Source organism: uncultured Aquimarina sp. (genome assembly GCF_947492405.1).
Lineage (GTDB): Bacteria > Bacteroidota > Bacteroidia > Flavobacteriales > Flavobacteriaceae > Aquimarina.
In genome coordinates this window covers 492,572-516,977 of the sequence record NZ_CANLMP010000004.1, presented here as the reverse complement: position 1 = coordinate 516,977, position 24,406 = coordinate 492,572, and the positions used below count along the sequence as shown (strand labels likewise).

Genomic DNA, 24,406 nt, shown 5'->3' with positions numbered 1-24,406 from the left:
GTAAAATGTGTTAAGATTTTAATGGTATATTTGATAAGCTTACTTATGTAAAAACTCATCTAATGTATCGTTTTTTTATTATACTTTGTTGTTTGTCCTTTTCGGTTTATTCCCAATCTATAAAGAATAAAACACTTCCTAAAATTACCCATTATGATACTAAAAACATGGGGTTTAATGCTCAGTCTTGGGATATTAAGCAGGATGAGAATGGCTTGATTTATATTGCGAATGGTAATGAGGTTTTGATATTTGACGGAACCGATTGGACTTCTGTAGCGACTAATCCGGAAATGGTTAATAGAAGTCTACTTGTTAAGAATAAAGATACAGTTTATTTTGGGGCAGATGGGCATCATGGTATGTTAATTAAAAATGGTTACGATAACTACCATGTACAGCCATTAAGGAATAGCAAAAAAGATGTTGTAGCCGATATTGAAGAATATTGGAGGACTCATTTTATTAATAACGAAATCGTTTTTCAAACCTTCAGAAATTTATATGTTAATCAAGATAATATCATTACTAAAATACCGGCTCCTTATCGGTTTAAATGGAGCTATAAGGTAGATGATCAAATATATGTAAACGACCTTAAGTATGGTGTTTTTAGATTGCAGGAAACTAACCTGATCCCAGTAATTAGTGACTCTAATTTAAATGAGAATATTATTGGAGTTACTAAGGTTAATGAAGATCTAATTATTATAACGGATACCAAAGGGGTATATAAACTTGTTGGGAATAGTTTGATTCCTCTTGATTTTTTAATGTCTGATGAAGTAGAGAAAGCTCAGATCTTTTCTTTTCTAAAACTTAGTGATAATAGAATAGCGCTTGGAACTGTTTCTAATGGCTTGTATATAATAGATCTTAAAACAGGAGAAATAAATAATATTAATAAGCGAAATGGATTACAAAATAACACGATACTTTCTATATATCAAGATGACGAAGATAATCTTTGGCTTGCATTAGATTACGGTGTAGATTATGTGAAATTGAACTCTCCTCTTACTTATTATTATGATTATTATGGGGATCTGGGATCCACTTATGCTGTAGTTAAGGAACAAAATCTAACTTATTTAGGAACTAATCAGGGACTCTATGTTACAGATAATATCTCAGGAAATTCTAATGATGCATTAGAATTATTACTTAACGGACAAGTCTGGAATATTGAAAGAGTTGAAGATGAAATTTATGTTGGACACGATAAAGGTGCTTATGCTTTAAATGGAAAGGTCCTGGCAAGAATGGGAGAAGATTTGGGTGCTTGGAATTTTCGAAAATTTGAAGTGCCAGGAAAGAATAATGTTATCGTTTCTGGAAATTATAACGGAATCTCCTTGTACCAAAGAATTGATGATAAATGGGAAGGATATAAATTAAAAGGTTTTGAGAAATCAGGTAGATATTTAGAAGTTGATGAAGAAAACAATCTTTGGGTGGCTCTAGGAACTGATGGTGTATTTAAGTATCGTTTGGATTACGATAGTAAGGAATTAAAAACCCTTGAGTTTTATCCGGTAAGTGATTTTGACGGAAAAAGGATATCCCTTTCAAAAGTTGAAAATAAGATTGTTATAACATCAAACTTTCATTCTTATACCTATTCTAGTGATGAAAATGCTTTTGCAAAATCTGAAATCGGTTTAAACAAAGGATACGCTCCGAGAATACTTAAAAAAGAAGATGAAACCTGGTATGTAGATAATGATAAAGTGGTGGTAGAGGATCAAGATGGTCTTACCGCTCTACCGGAACTAAAAGATCAGTTGATACCTGACGTTCTTAATGTTTTTTCATTGAGTAAAAAGAATAAAATCATTCCTGTTTTTAATGGTTACGCCATGTATTCCAAAGGTAAAAAGACGATAACCAGAAATATTAAAAGTGATGTGTTAATCAGAGATTTCGTTTCAGTGAATAGTGGGAAATCATACGTGTTTGATTCTGAAATACCATTTTCCGATAATGATCTTAAGATTAATTATGCACTACCCATATATGGTCAGGAAATAGCATATCAAACTCGTCTAAATGATAATGAATGGAGTGAGAAAACTACTGCAACAGAACAAACCTTGTTTAATCTCAAAGAAGGAAAATATACGTTTAAAATAAGAGCTAAATACAATGGTGATTTTAGGGAAAGTACTTTTAGTTTCAGTATAAAACCTCCTATTTATAGAACACATTGGGCATATGTTTTGTATCTGCTATTATTGTTGCTATTGATTATTTCGGTAATCGGGATTAATCGATATAAAATGAAGAAGCAAGAACGAATTTTGTTAGAACAAAAAGCAGAAAAACTTCAAAAACAGGAGGAGGAACATAGAGCTCAGAAATTAGAACAGGAGCATAAAATTATTGAGTTAAATAATTCTAAATTACAAGATGAGATAAAAGCAAAAAGTAGAGAGCTTACTCAGATTGCCTATGTTAACTTAAATAAAAATAAGATTCTTAAGAAGATAAAGGACAAAATTGTCAAAGTGCAAGGTTCTTCTGCTCAGAAATTGCCAACTAATAGCTATAATGAGTTGGTAAGATTAGTGGATTATTATATTACTGATAAAGAAAGTAAGTTGTTTGAGATTAATTTTGATAAGTCACATCAAGAGTTTTATGAAAAACTTTCTAAAAATTACCCTAACCTTACTTCCAAGGATTTAAGGTTATGTGCATACCTTAAAATGAATCTTTCTTCAAAAGAAATAGCTCCACTATTAGGAATAAGTTCACAAAGTGTCGATGTTAGCAGACATAGATTAAGAAAAAAGCTTAATTTAGGCTCCAAAGATAATTTGACTAATATTCTTATAAGTCTAAAATAAGAAATTTCTAATAGTAAGGTCATGAGGAAAAAGGTTACCCTAAAACAGCTTGCAAAAGAATTGAACCTATCCATTTCTACAGTTTCTAAATCATTAAAGAATGATTCAGAAATTAGTCAGAAAACCATTAATAGAGTTCATGAATTAGCCAATTTTTATAATTATAAGCCTAACGCGTTAGCCGTAAGTTTAAAAAGTAATAAGACAAATACCATCGGAGTTCTATTGCCCGAAATTCTAAATCATTTTTATGCAAAAGTTTTATATGGTATCGAACAGGAAGCTTCTAAAAATGGATATAAGATCGTTACCTGCATAACTAATGAGTCTTATGAAAAGGAGGTTGAATATGTAGAAATGCTTAATTATAGCAGTGTAGATGGATTTATTCTCGCATTGAGTAAAGAGACACAAATGCTTAATAAGCTAGATCATTTTAAAGATTTAAAAAGGGATAATGTTCCTTTGATCATGTTTGATAGGGTAAGTGGAGAGATAGATTGCGATAAAGTAATTGTTGATGATAAAGATGCATCAAAAACGGCCATACAACATTTAATAAAAACTGGATGTAAAAAAATAGCAGTGATTTCTACCATTTTTGATCTTAGTGTGGGGAAATTAAGGTTAGAGGGGGCTCTAGAAGAAGTTTCACTACACGATAATGTATCATTGATTCAATTGCCTATAAATAATGTAGAGACCGAAGAAAATGAAATAGAATCATTTCTTAAGAATAATGAAATAGATGCAGTACTTGGGTTGGATGAGACTGCAGCGGCTATAGCAATAAATATGGCTAATAAATTGGGATATAGTATACCGAAGGAGATTTCGGTAATAGGTTTTACAGATGGTTTACTATCAAAACACTCTTATCCTAAACTAACTACAGTGTCCCAGCACGCAGAAGATTTGGGTGCAAAAGCAGCAAAAATGTTACTCGACAGATTATCTAATACATCAGATACTAATTATCAAACAAATACAGAGGTTGTAAAAACTTCTTTAATACTTAGAGATTCTACGAATTGATAATATTCAATTACAAATGATTTTTTAAGTACTTTCTCTTTCAGTTAATCTAGTTTCTAGTCGAACTATTGTTTTCTTATGATCCATCTCATCAGGTTCGTTAAGTTGATTGATAAGAAGTTCTGCAGCTTTTTGACCCATTTCAAAACTTGGTTGAGATACGCATGTCAAAGTTGGAACAAATACTTCTCCAAGGCCTAAGTCTCCAAAGCCGATTACAGCAACTTCTTCAGGTATTTTTTTACCTGTTTTAAGTAAAGTTTTCATAGTTAGTAAGCCGTAATTGTCTGTACATGCAAAAACTGCGTCAGGCGTAATAGATAAATGCCTAAAAAAATCAAGGATTTCTTTATCTTCAAATTCTCTATGAAGAGAGTTGCAATGCAAAATTAGTTCTTTGTGGATTGGAATGTTATATTTAGTTAACGCTGCAATAAAACCTTTATATCGATCTTGGAATACCTTCTTTTCCTTTATGCCACCAATGAAAGCAATTTTTTTCTTTCCTTTTTTTATTAAGAATTCTACAGCTTTAAAAGAAGCTCTCTTGTCATCTATTATGACATGGTCCGCTCCAGAAACCTGTTCTCTAATATTGTCAAATAATACCATTGGCATTCCTTTATTGATCAAGTCGTTTAGGTGAGCTACATTTTCAGTTTCATGTGTAGGTGATAAAATAATGCCATCTACCAAACCTCTTTCAAAGGAGATCAGGTTTTCTTTTTCGAATTGATATGAGTTTCTAGAAGAGCTAATTAGTATTTTATAATTATGATTTCTGGCATATTGGTCAATCCCTCTGCACACTTCAATAAAAAAAGGTTCATCGTATCGAGGAATCAGAACCCCGATAATATTAGTTTTTCCCGAACTAAGACTTTTAGCGATTTGATTAGGCATATACCCCATCGATTTCGCTGTATTAAATACTTTTTCCCGAGTGCTTGGTTTTACTCTTGGGTTTTCATCTAAAGCACGAGACACTGTTGCAATAGAAACATTAAGTTTTCTTGCGATATCCTCAAGCTTTACTCTTCTTTTTTTAAAACCCATTAAAATTAATATTAAAAAATTATCAATAAATCTCTTATTTTGATAAAAAAACAATAATACAAACGTTTGTATTTTTTTTAGTAGAAGATTTACTTTTCTAGGATGCTATTTGTTATGTAATTTGTAGTAATATGAATTAGCACAAAATAATACAGTATTAAGATTGATTAAACATAAGTATATAAAACCTTCCCCAAAATAAAATATTCAAATCTCGGTATTTGAATCACCTACGCTAATTTATGATAAATAATGTTATGACCTGTGTTTTTTTAAGAAATTGAAAAATGGTTTGATAAGAAGTTTATTGGTTGTTTTTTTATGATTGTATAGAAAAAAATTAAAGATGTGTCTATATAAAATCTATACTTAATCGTTTACATTCTTTATATGTACCTTCTTTATACATCTTATTGATATTGATTAATTGTTTGATTATCAGATTTTTAAAGTACATAAATAACCATTTAAGCTGTATTGTATAGTTAATGTAAAGATTTAGATATTTGAAATTCTATGTGAATAATATTGTAGTTTTGATAAAAAAAGAACTTAACATGTATCGATATTGATATATTTTAACTTTTTTTTTATTAATTCAGTTGTATGTACTGTTTTTTGAGAAAAAACTAATTAAAATTGATTTAATAGTATCTGAATCCTTTTATAAGTAAGAATTATTATTGTTTAAAAAATAAAATTTATTAAGTGGAGCTTACTTGGTTTAAAAAAGGAACAATCTATCAAATATACCCTAGGAGTTTTAATGATAGTAATGATGATGGTATAGGAGATTTAAGAGGGATTATCCAAAAGTTGGATTACATAAATAGTTTACATATCGATATTATATGGTTGAGTCCGATTTTTAGTTCGCCAAATGACGATAACGGATATGATATAAATGACTATTGTTCTATTATGCCAGAATTTGGTACAATGGATGATTTTGATGAGTTATTAGAAGAAACTCACAAAAGAGGAATGAGACTGATTTTGGATCTGGTAGCTAATCACTGTTCTGACGAGCATAAATGGTTTGAAGAGGCTAAGAAATCAAAGGATAATCCATATAGAAATTATTTTCATTGGAAAAAACCTTCAATAAATGGTGGTCCTCCAAATAATTGGAAATCTTTTTTTGGTGGAAGTGCTTGGGAATTAGATGAAGTTTCAGGAGAATATTATTTACATCTTTTTACTAAAAAACAACCTGATCTAAATTGGGAAAATTCTAAAGTAAGAGAAGAGATATATGATGCAATGCGTTTTTGGTTAGATAAAGGGGTTGATGGATTTAGAATGGATGTTATTCCTTTGATATCTAAACCTGAAGGTTATCCAGATGCACCTGAAGTGGGTTTTAGAAAAATTATTGAAAATGTGTATGCTAATGGACCTACGGTACATCAGTATCTTAAAGAAATGAATGAAGAAGTGATCAGTAAATATGATGCTTTTTCATTGGCAGAAGGAGTTGGGATTAACGAGGACAATGTTGGTCTTTATGTGAACAATGATAGAAATGAATTAGACATGTTGTATCATTTCGATATTCTGGAATGTACAATAGTAAATGGGAAATTTGAAGAAGTTTCTCCGTTTGACCTAGTCCAAATGAAACAGATATTTAAAAAATGGAGGGATGCAATACACGAAACAGGCTGGATTGCTAATGCCTTGGGGAATCATGATTTTGCACGTATGGTATCTAGGTTTGGAGATGATAAAAAATACCATAAAGAATCTGCTAAGATGTTAATGACTATGCTATCGACTCAAAACGGCACATTAAATATATATCAGGGAGATGAGATAGGAATGACTAATATATCATTACTTAATATTGAAGAAGTAAGAGATATACAGTCATTAAATTTTTATAAAGAAAATAAAATAACTCATAAGTACACAGAGGAATTGGCTTTAGAGATGATTAATAAGGAAGGTCGTGATAATGCAAGAACTCCGGTGCAGTGGAATAGTGATGATATAAATGGAGGTTTTTCTAAAAAAGAACCTTGGTTAAAAGCTAATCCTAACTATAAAGATATTAATGTAAAGGATCAGGACGAAGATCCTAATTCTATATTAAATTTTTATAGAAGTTTATTGAAAATAAGAAAAGAACACGATGTATTCGTGCATGGTGATTTCCAAGAAATAGAATTTAATAACCCTAAGTTGTATATATACAAAAAGAACCTTGGCAAAGAGAAAATTATGGTAATGCTTAACTTCAATAACTCTGAAGAGTCATTTGATGCTAGTAGTATAAATGAAGTTGAGATTCTTGCAAATAATTATGAAAACTTAGACATCGAAAGCAATAAAGTTGTCTTGAAGCCATATCAAGGGGTAATATTAGATTTAAAATAAAATTGAATTATAACAAAGATGAATCAAGTAGAAAGTGAAATTAGTTTTTGTTTGTTAGCGAAGGAGTTTTTCTGATAGGAACTCCTTTAGAAGAGGTAACATAGGGGCATCTTAAAATTGTAACTTTTGTTTTCAAATATTTATTTGTAGTTACTAACGTGTCGATTGTTCTAGTAAGACAAAGGCGCCCCTGTTACTTGTTTTTCTTAAGAAAAAACTAATTTTTTAACGGTAAAAGTATTAATAATTAACAACTAAATATTTAAATTTAATCAAACTCTAAATTATGAAAAGTATGATACTCAAAAAACTCTTGTTTCTTTTGGTATTTATTTCGGGGAATATGATGTTTGCACAAATCACGGTTACAGGGGTGACTTCTGATGCAAATGGTCCAATACCTGGGGTAAATGTCTTAGTAAAGGGAACCTCGAATGGGGCGGTTTCAGATTTCGATGGGAACTATACACTAAATAATGTGGCAGAAGACGCTGTTTTAGTTTTTAGCTATATCGGATTCGAAACTCAGGAAACGGTAGTTAATGGACAAACAGTTATTAACGTTACTTTAAAAGAAGACGCCGCTAAACTAGACGAGGTGATAGTGGTAGGATATGGATCAATTAGATCTAAAGACGCTACAGGGGCAGTAGCTACGGTAAAATCCGAAGATTTCAATCAAGGTATTATTACCTCTCCAGAACAATTAATTCAAGGAAAAACAGCTGGGGTTCAGATCACACAAACCAGTGGGGAGCCTGGAGCAGGTGTTAATTTAAGAATACGAGGAACATCCTCAGTAAGAGCAAATAACAATCCACTTTATGTGGTAGATGGTTTTCCTTTGAACGGAGCAGATACTTCTGCAGGAGCTTCAGGTTCTGATATTGGGGCTTCAGCAGCTACAAACCCTTTAAGTTTTCTAAATCCAAATGATATAGCAAGTATAGATATACTTAAAGACGCATCAGCAACCGCAATATATGGTTCACGTGGTGCGAATGGAGTTGTTTTAATAAGTACTAAGAGAGCAAAACAAGGAGTACAACTTTTAGAATTTAATACATCCGTTTCTTCTAGTTCAGTAAGTAATACATTAGATATATTGGATAGAGACCAATTTCTGGATGCTCAATCAAGATTAGGAGCTGATTTATCGGTATTGGATTTAGGAGGAGATACAGATTGGCAAGATTTTATATATAGAAATGGTTTTAGTTCAGAATACCATGCTGCTTTTGGAGGTGGTGGTGAGAATGGAGGGTACCGTTTTTCTGTAGGATATATTAATCAAGAAGGGGTTGTAGAAAAATCTGGATTAGAAAGATTGACGGCTAGATTTAATGCAAAATATAATTTTTTCGATGATAAATTGAAAATGAATGTTCAGTTAAACGTTTCTAATGTTGATATTGATAAAGTACCAATTACAGATGATGCAAATGCGAGAGGAGATTTAATTTCTGCGGTGTACTATTCAAATCCTACATTATCACCTTTTGATGAGAATGGAAACCCATCATCAACAGGATCTCTAGAACAATTGAATCCAGCAGCAATTTTAGGGTTTTCCAGAATTAATACAAAAACCTTAAGAACTCTTAGCAACTTTTCGCTAGAGTACTTCTTTATCCCAGAGCTTTCTTTTAAAACGGCGATAGGAGTAGATAGGTCAATCTCTAAAACAGGTTCGGCTTTTTCATCTGAATTCGAATTGACGAATACACAAGGACTTGGTAGAGCAAGAGTTGATGATCTAAGTTTAACTTCTGTGCTTTGGGAAAACTATTTTACTTATCAAAAGGACTTTGAAAATAGTAGTCTTAATGCATTATTAGGATATTCTTATCAACAATTTAGTACTGATGTAGATGCATTGATTGCTGCGAATTTTAGAGAAACAGATCCAGGTTTAATGCTTAATAACATTGGATCAGCACAGGTTTTTGGAGGAAATTCTGGTAACTTTACAGATGAATTACAATCTTTTTATGGAAGAATAAATTATTCTTTATACGATAAGTATCTGTTTACGGGAACATTAAGAGCAGATGGATCTACCCGATTTGGTCCTAATGAAAAGTATGGGTATTTCCCATCCTTTGCATTTGCTTGGAGATTATCTGAAGAAGACTTTATTCCAGATGCTTTTTCTGATCTAAAATTACGACTAGGATATGGTATAACTGGTAACCAGGAGATTCCTTCTAATCTTTATGTAGAAAGAGTACGTTTTGATGAAGGAACTATAGATAATGATGGTAATTTTGTGCCAGGAGGCCAGTCTACAGTGGCATTTAGAAATCCTGATTTAAAATGGGAGGAATCTACTCAACTTAACTTCGGTTTAGATTTTGGTTTTTTTGGAAATAGATTATCTGGATCTTTAGACGTATTTAGAAAAGAGACCACAGATTTATTAACACAAATTACTAGTGCACAACCAGCAGTAAATCCTTTTGTTTGGAAAAATATTGATGCTACTATAATCAATCAAGGTGTAGAATTATCTCTTAATTATAGAGTAATAAGTAATGAAAATTTTAGCTGGGATACGAGTTTTAATATTGCATTTCTTGAGAATGAAGTAACTGATTTCAATGAAGCTCCTATTAATACAGGTCAAATAGATGGTCCAGGTTTAACCGGAGCATTTGCACAACAGATAGCCGATGGGCAACCTTTATATGCATTTTTCCTAAGAGAATTTATCGGATTTGATGAAAATGGAATTGCACAATATGAAGGAGGAGATGTTCAAAAATTTACAGGGGATAGTCCACTTCCTAAGTATAACTTAGGTTTTTCAAGTAATATGACCTATAAGAACTTTGATTTAAATTTATTCTTTACAGGGCAATTTGGACACAAGATTTATAACAATACTGAGAATGCTTTGTTTTCTGTAGCAAATCTTTCACAAGGTAGAAATGCTACCACGGATACTGCAGCCCTTATTGGTACAGAAGATCCTTTTAATGCTGCAGATGTTTCAACTAGATACCTGGAAAGTGGTGATTTTTTGAGACTACAAACAGCAACGTTAGGTTACACGTTAAATCTAGATAAGTATAAATGGATTAATAAGGCAAGGCTATTTGTAAATGCTCAGAATTTATTTGTAATCACTAGTTACAGCGGTCAGGATCCGGAAGTGTCTATTAATAAGCAGATTAACGGAGTGCCATCAATAGGAATTGATTATACAGCATTTCCACGAGCAAGAACGTTTACGTTAGGATTAAACGTGACTTTTTAATATATTTAGAATAAAAACGATCATGAAAAATTTAAAAACAAAAAATGTTGTAAAACTCATCTTGAGTGTTGCAATTTTATCGATAGGTTCTTGTACAGATTTAGAACCTGTTTTTGACGATTCTGTAGCTGTAGAAGATGCTTCTGGAGCTTTTGCAGGGGTTGATCCAGCTAATTTCTTGGAATCAGCATATAATGACATCGAAGGTATGGGAGATCAGGCAAATACTTACGCTTTATTAGAAGTGTCTTCTGATGAATTAGTAGTGCCAACCCGTGGAGCCGATTGGGGTGATAATGGTGTTTGGAGAACCATGCATCAACATAATTGGGATGCTAATCACGTTCATGTATTAGCAGCTTGGAATAATCGTAATGCAGCTGTTTTCAGATGTAATCAGATTATAGCACCAGAATCAAATGCATCACCAGAACAATTAGCACAAGCAAAAGCATTACGTGCATTGAACATGTTCTATGTGATGGATTTCTTTGGTCAAGTTCCTTTTAGAGGAGTAAATGATGGTGTAGATGTCGATCCTGTTGTATTTACAAGAGCAGAAGCTTTTGATTTTATTGTTCAGGATCTTACCGAAGCATTACCTGATTTAGCAGATGCTAATTTATCTGACATTTATACAGTGAATAAAGCTTTTGCTCATTTCCTGTTAGCAAAATTATACATAAATAAACAAGTGTATACAGGTAGTGCCGACGCAACGGATTATACCAAAGTAATTGAAAATAGTGATGCAGTTACCGCTCAAGGATATACCTTGGATTCAGATTATTTCGGGATATTCATACCGGGTCATACAAATCAAGAAATTATATTAGCTTTAGATACTTGGACTGGAAATAGAGTATGGAATATATTGCAGTCTTCTCAAGGAGGATGGAATGGTTTTGCTACATTGGGTGAAGTGTATGATTCATTTGAAAGTAGTGACATTCGTTTAGGAGATACAGGTACTGCAGGTGTAGGAAGAGGGATGCTTATTGGTCAACAATTTGCTCCCGATGGAACAAAACTAACGGACAGGAGTGGAGCTGATTTAGTTTTTACCAAAGACTTTCCTAATGGAATTAGTGGTAATAATGAAAGAACAGGTGTAAGGCCAATGAAGTATTCAAATACTACCGATGGAGTGCCATCACCAGGGAATGGTACAGTAGTAGCAAGATATGCTGATGTACTTCTTATGAAAGCAGAAGCAATTATGAGAGGTGGTACTTCTGGAGAAACTGCAGAGAGTATTCTTGATGATTTGAGAACACTACGTGGAGCAACTGCCGCTGGAAGTTATACTATGGAAGAATTACTGGATGAGAGAAGAAGAGAATTATGGATTGAGGGATGGAGACGAAATGATCAAATACGCTTTGGTACATTTAATGGTACTTGGGATATGAAAACAAATACAGAAGAGTTTAGAGTATTGTTTCCGATACCAGCATCTGCTGTAGCAACAAATCCAAATTTATCTCAAAATACTGGTTATTAAGCAGGTTTATAGAATTTTTTAAAATAGAACAGAGCCCTTCAATATTGAAGGGCTCTACTAATTATTATATTGCACAAAAAATCAAAATTGATTACTCTACTTAAGAATATTAGCACTTGCATATTTCTAATTACTCTACTTACATCTTGCAAAAGTGATGAGAAGACTTATTTTTTTGAACTTTTATCAAATAAAAAAACAGGGATCAATTTCCAAAATCAGTTAAAAGATACTCCAGAGCTTAATATACTTACATACTTATATTACTATAATGGAGGTGGTATTGGGGTAGGAGATTTTAATAATGATGGTTGGGAGGATTTATATTTTGTTTCTAATCAAAATGAGAATGAGCTGTATATCAATCAAAAGAATTTTAGCTTTAAAGAAGCTACTCCAAGTATTCTGAAAGATAAAGAAGGATGGTCTACCGGTGTTACTGTAATCGATATTAATCACGATGGGTTACAAGATATATATCTATGCAAAGTAGGAAATTATAAGGAGCTAAAAGGAAAGAATAAGTTGTTCGTAAATCAGGGATTAGATGATAATGGGATTCCGATTTTTAAAGAAGAAGCATCTTTATATAATCTTGATATTTCTAGTTTTTCTACACAAGTTAGTTTTTTTGATTATGACCTTGATGGTGATTTAGATATGTATCTCTTAAACCATTCGGTGCATCCTAATCGAACTTATGGAAGAGGCACTAAAAGAAAACAAATAGATTCATTATCGGGTGATCGATTATATCGAAATGATGATAATAGGTATGTAGATGTCTCTAAAGAGGCAGGCATTTTTCAAGGAGCTATAGGATATGGTTTGGGGATTGCTACAAGTGATATTAATAATGATGGATATCCGGATATTTATGTTGGGAATGATTTTTTTGAAAACGACTATTTATATGTTAATCAAAGCGATGGTACTTTTAAAGAAGTTATTACTTCAAATTTAAATACAATACAGCATACATCTCACTTCTCCATGGGTACTGATATTGCTGATATTAATAACGATGGATGGTCTGATATTCTATCACTAGATATGTTACCAGAAGATTTAACAACTTATAAATCATCGGGGGCCGAATATGGATTCACAATATATAATCAATATCTTAAAAATGGATATCAACCACAGTATATGCAAAATGCGTTACAGTTAAACAGAGGTAATAATAACTTTAGTGAAATTGCTTTTTTTTCTGGGATTGCTGCCACAGAATGGAGCTGGGCGCCCTTAATAGGAGATTATGATAATGATGGTTATAAAGACATTTTTATTTCTAACGGAATAAAAGGAGCAACCAATGATATGGATTTTATAAGTTTTATTGCTAATGATAATATTCAGAAACGTGTCAATAAAGGAATGACAAAAGAAGACTTAGCATTGGTTAAAGAATTGCCTGATAAGAAAACTGTAAATTACTTCTATCGTAATAATGGAGATTTGACTTTTGAAGATGTTTCTGATGTGTGGTCAGAGAATATAACATCGTATAGTAATGGGACAGTGTACACTGATTTAGATAATGATGGGGATTTAGATATTGTCACTAATAACATTAATGAGAATGCTTTTGTGTACGAGAATCATGTAGATACTTTAGAAAACAATAATTATATAAAGCTAAAATTAAAAGGAATAGCACAAAATCTACACGCTATAGGAGCTAAAGCAACAATTTATACAGATAAAGGTTTGCAAGTCTCAGAGGTGTATACAACAAGAGGTTACTTATCATCCGTTTCACCGATATTGCATTTTGGATTAGGAGATAGTTCAGGTGTAGATTCTATAGGAATTAGATGGTCTGATGGAGATAGATCTGTGTATAAAAACATTTCAATAAATACGACAACTACCTTAAGTAAAGTTGATGTTTACGCTGGTATCTCTAATCTTAGCGAACCTCCATATACTTTTAAAAATGATTCTATACGCATAAAGTTTAGACATCAGGATTATGAAACTAAGGATTTTAGTACAGAGCCTTTAGCACCTTATGCAATATCTAATGAAGGTCCTCATATATCCATAGAAGATATAAATAAAGATGGCTTAGAAGATGTTTTTGTTCCAGGAGGAAGATTTAAAGCAGGAAAATTGTTTTTACAAGAAATATCCGGAAAATTCAATGAAATTGAACAACCCGATTTGGAGCTATATAAGAAATATGAAGATGTAGATCAATGTTTTTTTGATGTAGATGCAGATGGTGATTTAGATCTAATTACAATTTATGGAGGTAATGAAAAACATTCTGGATATGAGACGAGCCCAAAACTTTTTATTAACGAAAATGGTGAATTTAAAGTAAACCCAAGCGCTTTTCCAGATATCAGAATAAATGCTTCGGTAATTGTTACATCTGATTTTGATCAAGATGGTGATCAAGATGTTTTTATAGGAAGTAATAGTATAGCCGGATCTTATGGGAAGTCTCCAAAAAATTATCTTTTTCAGAATAATGGAAAAGGAAGTTTTAAAGAAATCACTTCGGAAATAGCTCCGGATTTATATACTATCGGACAAGTGTTTGACGCAAAGTTTATCGATGTCAATAATGACAACTATCAAGATTTAGTAGTAGCAGGACACTATATGCCAATAACAATTCTAATCAATAATGGAAAAGGAAGCTTTAAAAAAGAGGTAATATCTTCTTTAGAAAAAACAAACGGTTGGTGGAATTGTATTGCAGTTCATGATATGGATCAAGATGGAGATGTAGATATTATTGCGGGTAATTGGGGACTTAATAGTCGCTTAAAAGCTTCAGAAAATGAACCAATACAATTATATCTTAATGATTTTGATGCTAATGGTAAGATAGATCCAATTGTGACCTACTTTTATCAAGGGAGAGAAACACCAATTGCCACCAAAGATGAATTAACTAAACAGATACCACAACTTAATAAGAAGTTTTTATCATATAAAGCATTTTCCGAGGCCAATTTCAAAGATTATTTTTTAAAAGAAAAAGTTGATCAGGCAGAAAAAAAACAAGTATTTACACTTAAGACGATATATTTTGAAAACAAAGGCAATCTAGATTTCATACAGCACGATTTGCCTTGGGATTCACAAGTGTCTTCTGTTCATGACATATTGATTCATGATATAAATGATGATCAATATCCTGATATAATTCTCGGTGGTAATACCTATGAGATCAGCACACAATTAAGTAGATTAGATGCATCTTATGGAGTTGTGCTTTTAAATGATAAAAAAGGAAGCTTTGTAAGCTATAAAAACACAGATTTGAAGGTTAATGGAGCCGTTAGATCCATTAAAACAATCAAGATTAAAGAAGAGGAATATTTTCTATTTGGTATTAATAACGACAGTGTCCAAGTTGTAAAAAAAATAAAGAAGAAACATGAATAAGTTCCTATATAGCGGTCTTATAGTGCTACTATTTTTTTCTTGTTCAGAAGAAAAAATAGAACAGAAACCAGTAGAACAAAGGAATACTTTGTTTACCAAACTCACTCCTGAAAAGACAAATATTGATTTTGTTAATCAGGTTAATAATGAAAAAGACCTCAATATCTTTACCTACAGAAATTTCTATAATGGAGGTGGCGTAGCTATTGGTGATATTAATAATGACGGTTTGCCTGATGTATATTTAACCGCTAATCGAAAAGAAAATAAACTATATCTCAATAAAGGAGATTTCACTTTTGAAGATATTTCTAAATCTTCAGGTACTACAGGAAAGAATTCTTGGTCTACAGGAGTAGTCATGGTGGATATCAATGCAGATGGATTATTGGATATTTATGTTTGTAATGCAGGTAATGTAAAAGGAGATGATCAAAAAAATGAACTTTTTATAAACAATGGTCCTTCGGCAAGTTCTGGGGCTATAACATTTACAGAAAGAGCAGCAGAATATAATTTGGCTGATAGTGGATTTACTACCCATGCTGCATTTTTTGATTATGATAAAGATGGAGATCTGGATGTATATATACTTAACAATAGTTTTATCCCAGTAAGTAGTTTAGGGTATGTAAACAAACGTAACCTTAGAGCAAAAGATTGGGATGTTCCAGAAATTCTAAAAGGAGGAGGAGATAAACTACTAAGAAATGATGATGGAGTGTTTACAGATGTAAGTAATACTTCAGGAATATTAGGAAGCCTAATTGGTTTTGGATTAGGAGTAACGATAGGAGACGTTAATAAAGATCTACTTCCAGATATTTATGTGTCGAATGATTTTTACGAAAGAGATTACCTCTATATCAATAAAGGTGATGGGACATTTAGTGAAGAAATTAAGGATTGGGTCAAACATCTTAGCCTCTCTTCGATGGGAGCGGATATGGCAGATATAAATAACGACGGACATCCAGAGATTTTTGTAACTGATATGCTACCTGAAGGTGATAAACGATTAAAAGAGACAAGTTCTTTCGAAAATTATGATTTGTATAAACTAAAGAAAAGCAGAGATTTTTATAATCAATATATGCAAAACTCACTGCAGCTAAATAATGGAGACAATACATTTTCGGAAATCGCTTTTTATAGTGGAGTAGCAAAAACAGATTGGAGTTGGGGAGCTTTATTATTTGATATGGATAATGATGGTTATCGTGATATTTATGTAAGTAATGGAATCTATCATGATCTAACCAATATGGATTTCATGAACTTTTTTGCCAATGATATCATACAGAAAATGACTTTAACTGGTAAAAAAGAAGAAGTAGATTCTATTATTAATAAAATGCCTTCCACGCCAGTTTCTAATTATGCTTTCAAGAATAATGGAGATCTAAGTTTTTCTGATGCTACAAAAACTTGGGGTTTCGAAGAACCAACTTTTTCTAATGGATCTGCTTATGGAGATCTGGATAATGACGGTGATTTAGATCTTATAGTTAACAATTTAAACATGCCAGTCGCTATTTATAAGAATAATAGCGAGCAAAAAAGTAATAACTATCTAAAAATCAAGATTAATGGAAGTGGTAAAAATACTTTTGGAATTGGTAGTGTTGTTGAAGTATATACAGACAACGAGATCTTAAGACACGAATTAATCCCCACAAGAGGTTTTCAATCATCGATAGACTATATAATGACTATTGGTCTTGGTAAAAGGAATAAAATCGATTCTTTGCGAGTTATTTTTCCAGATGGAAAATCTCAATTAATCAAGGATATTACAGTAAATAAACAAATAACCTTAAGTTATAAAGATACCGATGAGAATTATAAATACGTCTCAGGAAAAAATAACACCTACTTTGAAGAAATAGAAAATACTCTAGATGCTCATAAAGAAGATCCATATATAGATTTCGATTATGAAGGATTGATATATAAAATGCAATCCAGAGAAGGTCCGGCGATGGCAATTGCAGACGTTAATGGAGACGGCAATGACGATGTTTTTATCGGAGGTGCATATAATCAACCTGGTAAGTTATATTATCAGAACGGAAGAGGTAAACTAACATTGTCCAAATTCGAAACAGAAACCTTTTTCGAAGATACTGTAGCTATTTTCGAAGATATAGATGGAGATAATGATCTAGATCTTGTAGTAGGATCAGGTGGTAATTTTAAAGGAGCTAGAACTGGTGTTAGAAGCTATGTTAATGATGGCAGAGGATACTTTTCCAGAGGCGCAATTATTCTGCCTACGATTACCAATATCTCCACATTAGCAGCATACGATTATGATCAGGATGGAGACATTGATATATTCGCAGGAAGTCATAGCGTTGTAGGAACCTATGGAGTTTCTCCACAAAGTTATTTTCTGGAAAACGATGGGCGAGGTAATTTCATAGATGTAACTAGTAACAAAGTAGCTGAAGCTAAAAACATTGGAATGATCACCGATGCTACTTGGCAAGACATTGATGGAGATCGTAAAAAGGATTTAATCGTTGTAGGAGAATGGATGTCTCCAAAAGTTTTTATTAATGACGGTAAAACATTAAATCTGATAAAAACGAATCTAGATGAAGTTTCAGGTTGGTTTAATGCAGTAGAAGCAACAGATTTAGATCAGGATGGAGATACGGATTTAGTTTTGGGTAATAGAGGGTTAAATTCTATCTACCAATCTACTAAAGAAACTCCATCTAAGATGTATATCAATGATTTTGATAACAACGGAACTATAGAACAAATTGTTACGCAGACCATCAATGGTAAAGACGTACCCATACATTTAAAGAGTGAAATAACGGCACAAATTAATGTTCTAAAGAAACAAAATCTTAAATTTTCTGAATATGCTACCAAGTCCATCGATGAGTTGTTTTCTAAAGAAATCTTAGATAATACAACCGTTAAAACAGTAAATAACTTTGCAAGTTTTGTAGCATATAATAATGGAAATAATACTTTTGAGATCAAAGAACTTCCTAAAGAAGCACAATTATCGTGTATCTGTGATATCGAAACAGGAGATATAAATAATGATGGTCATTTAGATTTGATTTTAGGAGGTAACAATTACAATTTTAAACCTCAGTTTTCTAGGTTGGATGCTAGTCGTGGAAATGTTTTGCTAGGAGATGGACAAGGAAATTATAAAGATCAAAAAGCCTCAGGATTTTTGGTTGAAGATGAGGTACGAGTTATGCGCTGGATGAAAAATAAATCTGGAGAGAAGTACTTACTTATTGGTGTTAATAATAATGCGCCAAAAATATTTAAGGTAGATAATAAATAATAGCCTAAGTTTAGATTTTATAAGAATGATCAAAAATATAGTCATAGTAACTTTAGGGCTGTTGCTTTTATTTGGGTGCAAAAAAGAAAAAGCACATAAGGATCAAGGAGAATTATTTGATAAAATTACTTCAGAGATTACTAATGTAACGTTTCAGAATACATTGAATCCAACTGAAGAATTAAATATTCTTGATTACCTGTATTATTATAATGGAGCAGGAGTTGCAGTGGGAGATATTAATAAAGATGATTTAGTAGATGTGTTTTTTACTTCTAATCAGGGTAAGAATAAGCTTTATCTCAATAAAGGCAACTTTCAATTCGAAGATATTTCCGCTAAGGCGAGAATAGAAGGAAATTCTGATTGGAACACAGGAGTTGTTATGGCAGACGTTAATGGAGATGGATATCTGGATATTTACGTTTGCGCAGTTGTTGGTCTTCAAGGGTTAGAAGGTAAAAATGAATTATTTATTAATAATGGTGATAATACATTTACCGAGAAAGCGTCTGAGTATGGATTAGATTTTCAAAATTATACCACTTCGGCAGCATTCTTTGATTACGATAATGATGGAGATTTGGACATGTATTTATTAAATCACGCAATCCATACTCAGAACTCTTTTGGTAAGGCCGCACTTAGAAATAAAAGAAGTTTGGAAAGTGGTGATAAATTACTTCGTAATGATGGAAATGTATTTACGGATGTTAGTGCAGCAGCAGGTATTTTTGGTGGAGGAAACGGATATGGTCTTGGAATAGGCACAGCAGATTTTAATAATGATGGATATACAGATATTTATGTAAGTAATGATTTTCATGAAGATGATTACTACTATATCAATAATGGTGATGGTACTTTTAGTGAATCTCTAAAAGAAAGTTTTGGTCATACGAGTCGTTTCTCAATGGGTAATGATATCGCTGATATTAATCACGATGGATATGCAGATATAATTACGTTGGATATGACGCCCGATGATGAAACTGTTCTAAAAGCTTCTGCTGGAGATGAAACGATAGATATGCTACAAATGCGTATCGATCGATTGGGATACCATTATCAGTATGCCCGAAATATGCTCCAGATCAATCAAGGGGATTATTTTGCCGAAACCGCATTACTAAGCGGTGTGTCTGCTACAGATTGGAGTTGGTCTGCATTGTTTGCAGATTATGATCAAGATGGAGAACAAGATCTATTTATATCTAATGGAATTCCAAAACGCCCTAATGACTTAGACTACATTAAATATATTTCTAATGAAAAAATTCAGGAAAAACTAAATACTAGAAAGTTAGTAGATAATGAAGCGCTAAATATCATGCCTTCTGGTGAGGTGCAGAATTGTATTTTTAGGGGAGATAAAGAGATGAGTTTTGTAGATAAATCTTCCAGCTGGCTGCCGATAGAAAATACAGCTTCTACAGGAAGTGCTTATGCCGATTTTGATAACGATGGAGATCTGGATATCGTAACCAATAATATCAATGCACCAGCTTCTTTTTATCAAAATAAAACAAATCAAAAAAATAAGTTTTTAAAACTTAAATTTGATTTCAAAGACAAAAATAAACTAGGAATAGGAACTAAGGTAATATCCTATCATCAAGGAATAGCGCAGTATAAGCAATTATTTACTTCTAAAGGTTTCCAGTCTTCTTCAGAACCTATAATTCATTTTGGGTATGATACTATAGCAACTATAGATTCGCTAAAAATAATATGGCCTGATAACACTATACAAATAGCAGAAAATATAACAACAAATCAGACCTTATTGATCAAATTATTGCACAAAAGAAATGCAGTTAATTATAAAGAGCTATTTTCTGAAAATAAAGGTTGGTTTAAAAAGGTAGACTCCATACCCGGATTACAATATGTGCATAAAGAGAATAATTATACAGATTTTAATCGTCAAAAATTGATTCCATATAAAATTTCTGATAGAGGACCTGCTACGGCAATAGGAGATCTAAATGGAGATGGGAAAGATGATATTTTCTTCGGTAGTTCTAAGCTAGAGGCTTCTCAAATATATATCCAAACAGATTCAGGTTTTAGACAAAGTAAACCAGAATTTCTTGATACAGATAAAAAGAAAGAAGAAGTAACTGCTATTATAGAAGATTTAAATAATGATGGTAAAAAAGACTTACTAGTTGCGTCTTCTGGAGGAGAATTTTTCGGAAATTCTAAGGAATTGATAGATAGATTGTATCTAAACTCTGATGCTGGTTTGTCAAGAAGTAATTTTCCTGAGTTATACGAGCATGAATCGATAATCAAACCTTATGATATAGATGCTGATGGAGACCTTGATCTTTTCGTTGGCGGTTATACCGTTTCTAATGATTTTGGTAAAATCCCCAATTCGTATCTCTTGATCAACAATAATGGAAATTTCACCATAAAAGAAAACCAAGAAATTCAACAAGTGGGAATGGTTACGGATGCTCTTTGGAGTGATTTTGATAATGATAAAGTAAAAGATCTAATTGTTATAGGAGAATGGATGTCACCCCATTTTTTTAGAAATAATAATGGTAATCTAATGGATGTTACAGATAAAATTTCTGAAACAGAATTAAAGGGTCTTTGGCAATCCATTATCAATTTTGATATAGATAATGATGGTGATATTGATTATCTATTAGGAAACTTCGGGTTGAACTCTAAATTTACTGCTTCTTCAGATTTTCCTTTAAAAATGTATTATTCGGATTTTGATAAGAATAATAAAACAGAAACAATTTTAGCATTACCCAAAAACGGAAAGTACTATACCGCTTTGGGTTTAGATGAATTATCAGGTCAGTTAAATTATCTTAAGAAAAAGTTTACAACATACAACAGTTTTGCTGGTAAAACTGTAGAAGAGGTTTTTGGAAAAAGTGAACTGCAGAAAGCTGAGCTGCTCGAAGTACATCAATTAGCTTCTGGATATTTGAAAAATGAAAAAGGAAAATTCGTGTTTGTTCCTTTTGGGAATTCACTTCAGTTATCACCAATTATGACCATGCTAAAATATGATTTTAACAAAGACGGAAAAGAAGAAGTATTTATGGCAGGTAATTATTTTGGGGTGATTCCTTATCATGGAAGATTTGATGGTTTTGCGGGTGCTATGATAGAAGGAGATACTTCTTTAATTGAAGCGCAAGAACTGCATATTAATTTGAGTCAGAAATCCGTTAGAGGATTAAATATTATTAATTTTGTAAATAAGGATTATTTACTAATCACATTAAACAATGGAAAGGCAGAGATTTATGAAATGCTTTAATAAATTAAATGAAATACCTTTATTGGTTAAGAGTAAAAACATGTTTTTATTCACCTCTTTACTATTGCTTTTGAATGCATGTCAAAAAGAAGAGAAAGAGATTGAAATCACTTCTGATGATTACCACCAAGCTGTGGATAAAATCACAGAAGTAATGGTACATGATATTTTTTCACCGCCTGTAGCCAGCAGAATATATAACTATGCCAATATTGCTGCTTACGAAGTGGTAAGACAAGAAGGCCACGATTATAAAACGTTATCAAATCAGTTGCATGGTTTAAGGTCTATTCCTGTTGTTGATACAACCAAAAACATTAATTATAAACTTTCTGCATTAGTAGCATATCTTGAAGTAGGTAAATCATTGCTTTTCTCAGAAGATCGCGTAGAAATATATCGTGATAGTATATATAATGCTTGGAAATTGCAAAACGAAGTAACTTTTAATGACTCTAAAACTTATGGATTAGCAGTCGCAGAGCATATAAAAAAATGGTATGCTACAGATAATTATGCGCAAACCAGAACAATGCCTAAGTTTTCTGTAAATACAGAAGACCCTTCTAGGTGGCAACCGACTCCACCAGATTATATGGATGGTATTGAGCCTCATTGGAAAGAAATCAGACCATCGATTATAGACTCTTCCTCACAGTTTAAGCCTGCGAAATATCCTGATTTTTCATTAGAAAAGGATACACCATTTTATAAAGAATTAATGGAGACTTATGAAGTTGGTCAGAAGATTAAGGAAGAAGGAGAAGGTTCAGAAAAATTAGAAATTGCACAATTCTGGGATTGCAATCCATATGTTTCAACGCATAAAGGGCATTTAATGTTTGCGACCAAAAAAATTACACCAGGAGCACATTGGATAGGAATCTGTAAAATAGCTAGTAAAAAAACCAATGCGGATTTTGCGAAAACTGTTTTTGCCTATACCAAAACCTCTATCGCGATAGCAGATGCATTTATAAGTTGTTGGGATGAGAAATATAGAAGTAATCTAATTCGTCCTGAAACCTTGATCAATCAGCATATTGATGAAAATTGGACTCCAGTTTTACAGACGCCACCGTTTCCAGAATATACTAGCGGTCATTCTGTGGTTTCTGGAGCAGCTTCTACGGTGCTAACAGCAATCTATGGAGATAACTTTGCTTTTGATGATGATACAGAATTGCAATATGGTTTGCCTGTTCGTTCTTTTAAGTCTTTTAACCAAGCAGCTGATGAAGCTGCAATAAGCAGATTATATGGAGGAATTCATTATAGAGCAGCCATCGATTTAGGATTAGACCAGGGACGTGCATTAGGAAGTTTTGTGGTTAGTAAATTAGAAATGAACACATCAAATGCCGGAGTAGCAAGTTCTAACTAATATGAGGAGAATTGTAGTTTTAATCTTGGTAGTATTATCCTGTTTGTCCATTTGGTATTTATTTATAAAAGAATATGATTATCAGATAACGTTTAAGGTTAAAATGGCGCCTGGTAGTTTGTATTACGAATTGTGCGAACTGAAATCTTGGGGAGATCAGGGTGATAACAAGATTGAAGTGTTGGATACAATATTGTTTAAAAAAGTTGTTCAAAAAGTGGGTATTGAGAATACCGGTTTCGTTTTAGATTGGAATTTCAAAGCCATTAATGATAGTGTCACAAAAATTACTGTTGGTATCGTTTCAGAACAAAAATCAATAAAAAACAGACTGCAAGTGCTTACAGGTTCTTCGGATTTTGTCGATTCGTATAAAAACCAAATGATTAAATTTAATAATAAACTTATTGATTATACCAATAGCTTTAAGGTTTATATCAATGGAGAAAGTACGATTCCCGAAGTAAAGTATGTAAGTACTTTTATGAAAGCTAAACGATCAGAAAAAGCCAGTAAAATGATTATGGCTAACAGTGACCTTTATTTAAGCATTCCCAGAAATAGTATAAAACAAGAAGGCCATCCTGTAATTAAAGTAAAACATTGGGATTTTAAATCTGATTCTATTCAGTTTGATTTTGGATTTCCAGTAAAAAATAAAGATGCTATTGTCTCGAATTCAATCACTAACTATAACGAACAAGTCTCCCAAAAAGCTCTGAAGGCTACTTATTATGGAAATTATAAAAACAGTGACCAGGCTTGGTTTGCATTAATCGAATACGCCAGAATTAATGCTATCGAAATAGAAAAAAAACCATTCGAAATTTTTTATAATAACCCTATGCAAGGTGGTGATGAATTGCAATGGAAAGCAGAAGTCTTTCTCCCAATAAAATAAAGACCTAATAAAATTTT

11 protein-coding genes are annotated in these 24,406 nt (G+C 32.3%); 10 read left to right on the top strand and 1 reads right to left on the bottom strand.

Going from position 1 to position 24,406, the window contains the following annotated elements:
• Positions 1–62 precede the first annotated feature (62 nt).
• Together Q0829_RS16835 and Q0829_RS16830 are read left to right on the top strand one after the other, a co-directional pair.
• Complete coding sequence (locus tag Q0829_RS16835; RefSeq protein WP_298545324.1) at positions 63–2,849, top strand: LuxR C-terminal-related transcriptional regulator; 2,787 nt, start codon at positions 63–65, stop codon at positions 2,847–2,849.
• Positions 2,850–2,870: 21 nt separating this feature from the next.
• Positions 2,871–3,884 carry a LacI family DNA-binding transcriptional regulator gene (locus Q0829_RS16830; RefSeq protein ID WP_298545321.1) on the top strand — a complete coding sequence of 338 codons (1,014 nt, stop codon included), beginning with the start codon at positions 2,871–2,873 and terminating at the stop codon, positions 3,882–3,884.
• Between the two features lie 24 nt (positions 3,885–3,908).
• Here Q0829_RS16830 and Q0829_RS16825 read toward each other — a convergent pair whose 3' ends face one another.
• On the bottom strand, positions 3,909–4,940 hold the full coding sequence (locus tag Q0829_RS16825) for a LacI family DNA-binding transcriptional regulator (RefSeq protein ID WP_298545319.1): 1,032 nt from the start codon (positions 4,938–4,940) through the stop codon (positions 3,909–3,911).
• A 708-nt stretch (positions 4,941–5,648) separates the two neighbouring features.
• Here Q0829_RS16825 and Q0829_RS16820 point away from each other — a divergent pair.
• The 8 genes from Q0829_RS16820 to Q0829_RS16785 all read left to right on the top strand — a co-directional run bounded on the left by Q0829_RS16820 (position 5,649) and on the right by Q0829_RS16785 (position 24,389).
• Entirely contained in the window at positions 5,649–7,319 is a 1,671-nt protein-coding gene (locus tag Q0829_RS16820) for an alpha-glucosidase (RefSeq protein ID WP_298545316.1), read from the top strand.
• A 295-nt stretch (positions 7,320–7,614) separates the two neighbouring features.
• The gene (locus tag Q0829_RS16815; RefSeq protein ID WP_298545313.1) at positions 7,615–10,578 is read left to right on the top strand and encodes a TonB-dependent receptor; all 2,964 of its coding nucleotides are present in this window, start codon (positions 7,615–7,617) and stop codon (positions 10,576–10,578) included.
• A gap of 22 nt (positions 10,579–10,600) precedes the next feature.
• The gene (locus tag Q0829_RS16810; protein ID WP_298545310.1) at positions 10,601–12,082 is read left to right on the top strand and encodes a RagB/SusD family nutrient uptake outer membrane protein; all 1,482 of its coding nucleotides are present in this window, start codon (positions 10,601–10,603) and stop codon (positions 12,080–12,082) included.
• An 87-nt stretch (positions 12,083–12,169) separates the two neighbouring features.
• A complete protein-coding gene (locus Q0829_RS16805) occupies positions 12,170–15,490 on the top strand; it encodes a VCBS repeat-containing protein (protein ID WP_298545308.1) in 3,321 nt (1,106 codons plus the stop codon).
• Positions 15,483–18,809: a VCBS repeat-containing protein gene (locus tag Q0829_RS16800; protein ID WP_298545305.1), complete on the top strand. Its 3,327-nt coding sequence runs from the start codon at positions 15,483–15,485 to the stop codon at positions 18,807–18,809. Before Q0829_RS16805 ends, Q0829_RS16800 begins: the two co-directional genes overlap by 8 nt.
• Before the next feature lie 25 nt (positions 18,810–18,834).
• Complete coding sequence (locus Q0829_RS16795; RefSeq protein WP_298545302.1) at positions 18,835–22,104, top strand: VCBS repeat-containing protein; 3,270 nt, start codon at positions 18,835–18,837, stop codon at positions 22,102–22,104.
• A 40-nt stretch (positions 22,105–22,144) separates the two neighbouring features.
• Positions 22,145–23,488, top strand: coding sequence for a vanadium-dependent haloperoxidase (locus Q0829_RS16790; RefSeq protein WP_298545300.1), 1,344 nt, complete (start codon positions 22,145–22,147; stop codon positions 23,486–23,488).
• A 1-nt stretch (position 23,489) separates the two neighbouring features.
• Positions 23,490–24,389 (top strand): hypothetical protein, encoded by a 900-nt coding sequence (locus Q0829_RS16785; protein WP_298545296.1) that lies wholly within the window; start codon positions 23,490–23,492, stop codon positions 24,387–24,389.
• The last annotated feature ends 17 nt before the right edge of the window (positions 24,390–24,406 follow it).

Coding starts and splice junctions, on each gene's coding strand:
- Q0829_RS16790 (WP_298545300.1), top strand. CDS start 22,145: ATGTTTTTATTCACCTCTTTACTATTGCTTTTGAATGCATGTCAAAAA.
- Q0829_RS16785 (WP_298545296.1), top strand. CDS start 23,490: ATGAGGAGAATTGTAGTTTTAATCTTGGTAGTATTATCCTGTTTGTCC.
- Q0829_RS16830 (WP_298545321.1), top strand. CDS start 2,871: ATGAGGAAAAAGGTTACCCTAAAACAGCTTGCAAAAGAATTGAACCTA.
- Q0829_RS16835 (WP_298545324.1), top strand. CDS start 63: ATGTATCGTTTTTTTATTATACTTTGTTGTTTGTCCTTTTCGGTTTAT.
- Q0829_RS16800 (WP_298545305.1), top strand. CDS start 15,483: ATGAATAAGTTCCTATATAGCGGTCTTATAGTGCTACTATTTTTTTCT.
- Q0829_RS16795 (WP_298545302.1), top strand. CDS start 18,835: ATGATCAAAAATATAGTCATAGTAACTTTAGGGCTGTTGCTTTTATTT.
- Q0829_RS16810 (WP_298545310.1), top strand. CDS start 10,601: ATGAAAAATTTAAAAACAAAAAATGTTGTAAAACTCATCTTGAGTGTT.
- Q0829_RS16815 (WP_298545313.1), top strand. CDS start 7,615: ATGATACTCAAAAAACTCTTGTTTCTTTTGGTATTTATTTCGGGGAAT.
- Q0829_RS16825 (WP_298545319.1), bottom strand. CDS start 4,940: ATGGGTTTTAAAAAAAGAAGAGTAAAGCTTGAGGATATCGCAAGAAAA.